The organism is Micromonospora sp. M51 (genome assembly GCF_018070305.1).
GTDB lineage: Bacteria > Actinomycetota > Actinomycetes > Mycobacteriales > Micromonosporaceae > Micromonospora > Micromonospora parva.
Genome location: NZ_JAGPXZ010001025.1, coordinates 1 through 1,768 on the forward strand (window position 1 = coordinate 1; position 1,768 = coordinate 1,768).

General features: G+C 71.0%; 2 protein-coding genes. Both read right to left on the reverse strand.

Annotation, left to right across the window (positions count from 1 at the left end; all coding sequences use genetic code 11):
• Positions 1-50: 50 nt before the first annotated feature.
• Positions 51-695 (reverse strand): hypothetical protein, encoded by a 645-nt coding sequence (locus KBX53_RS32050; RefSeq protein WP_030335083.1) that lies wholly within the window; start codon positions 693-695, stop codon positions 51-53.
• Between the two features lie 156 nt (positions 696-851).
• A partial coding sequence (locus KBX53_RS32055) for a DUF3516 domain-containing protein (protein WP_210863569.1) occupies positions 852-1,768 on the reverse strand: 917 nt, incomplete at its 5' end.

The window sequence follows — 1,768 nt, forward strand, 5'->3', positions numbered from 1 at the left end:
GATCTTGATGGCGGCGACGGCGGCGGGGTGGGGGTGGGGGTGCGGGCGGGTTAGGCGGCGGTGGACCAGATGGCGCGGAAGGCGGCGGCTTCGCCGGCCAGCCAGCGTTCGATCTGCTCGGGCTTGGCGTCGGTGGGCATGTGGTGGGCCTGGCCACGGCGGACATCCACCAGGACCGGTTCGGCGTGCGGGAGCACCGCGTCCATGTGGCGGGCCATCAGGTGCAGGGTGGCCAGCACCGATTCCTCGCTCGGCGGGGTCTCGTCGAAGTGCAGGCGGACCGCTTCGGCGCGGCCGTCGGCGTGGCGTACACCGAAATGGGGGTTGATCTTGACGGGTAGGTCGCCCAGCATGGCCAGGGCGTCGCGGGTCTGGGCGAGGTCGACGGCGGCCGGCTCGCCGAGGGAGTGCAGCCAGGCCGTGGCGCCGGGAACGAGCGCCTGGTAGAGCGGGCGCCAGCGAGGCTTGACCACGTCGACCACCCCGGTCAGGTGGGTGCCGCCGGTGTGGAAGGCGATGTCGGCCTTGAGTGCCTTGACGAACTGCCCGTGCGGGTTGAAGCCGGACCGGCTGGCTCGCTGCTTACGCAGACCGCCCACGAAGGTCGCCTTGGTGGGGCCGGTGCGGTCGACGTAGCGGGTGAAGCCGAGCAGCGTGGCGTAGGGGGTGAGGGGCGTGGCGGCGGGCGCGGTCACGGGCGTCCTCCCGGATCGTAATCCTGCAGGTCAGGAACTCGATTAGTACATACATTCTAATCGACGGGTCTGACATCGCCCAGCGAAAGAAGGGGTGCGGAAAACGCGACAAAGGGGGCCGTCCGGCGTGCGGACGACCCCCTGCCGAGACGCCTGTTAGAGCTGGCCGACGTCGGTGATCCGGACGACCGCCGCACCGATCTCGTCCGAGGCGGCCAGGTCGACCTCGGCGCTGATGCCCCAGTCGTGGTCACCGTCCGGGTCGTCGAAGATCTGCCGTACGGTCCACCGCTCCCGGCCCTGCTCGATCATGAGCAGCGCCGGGCCGCGGGCGTCCGGCCCGACCCCGATCGAGTCGTACGCCTCGAAGTACGGCCCGAGAGCGTCGGCCCAGGCGTCGTAGTCCCAGCCGTCCTCGGCGTCCAACTCGGCGAGCAGGTCCCAGCGGCGCAGCGCGGCCAGCTCGACGCGGCGGAACAGCGCGTTGCGCACCAGCACCCGGAACGCCCGTGCGTTGCGGGTCACCGCCGGTGGCCGGTCGGCGAGGGCGGCGTGCGCCTGGGCCACCTCGGCCACGTCGGACGGGTTACGCAGCCGCTCCCACTCGTCGATCAGGCTGGAGTCGACCTGGCGGACCAACTCGCCCAACCACTCGATGAGGTCGATCAGCTCCTCGGTCTTGGCGTCCTCGGGCACTGTCTGCCGCAGCGTCTTGTACGCGTCGGCCAGGTAGCGCAGGACCAGGCCCTCCGAGCGGGTCAGCCCGTAGAACTGCACGTACTCGGTGAAGGTCATGGCCCGCTCGTACATGTCGCGGACCACGGCCTTGGGGGAGAGCTGGTGGTCGGCGACCCAGGGGTGCCCCTGCCGGTACATCTCGTACGCGGCCTCCAGCAGCTCGGCCAGAGGCTTCGGGTGGGTCACGTCCTCGAGCAGTTCGAGGCGCGCCTCGTACTCGATGCCCTCGGCCTTCATGGCGGCGACGGCCTCGGCGCGCGCCTTGAACTGCTGCGCGGTGAGGAGCTGCGGGGGGTCGGCGAGGCTCGCCTCGTGCACGCTGTGGCCGTCGAGCG